The 254-nt window shown below is 35.8% G+C and carries 1 protein-coding gene; it reads left to right on the forward strand.

Going from position 1 to position 254, the window contains the following annotated elements; all coding sequences use genetic code 11:
- The coding region (locus tag ACPYOJ_RS35985; protein WP_481420478.1) for an efflux RND transporter permease subunit at nt 1–254 on the forward strand (254 nt) is incomplete at both ends.

The following is a 254-nucleotide window of genomic DNA, read 5'->3' on the forward strand; positions in this document are numbered from 1 at the left end:
TCCCTATGATGAGTGCTTTATTTCTTTCTAAGAAGAGGTCTCATAAAGAAAGTTTCTCCGACAAAATGATGGGAAGGCTTCAGAAAATATATCAGCCTTTGTTAAAGAAAGCTATTAATCTGAAATATATCATCGTCCCTGCAACAATTGCCGTTTTTGTTGTTACATTGTTCATTTTTAAAAATATGGGCGGTGAATTTATTCCTCAACTGCAGGAAGGCGATTATGCATTTCATTGCATTTTGCCACAAGGC

It is taken from the genome of Rhizobium sp. SVR5-9E (assembly GCF_056755095.1).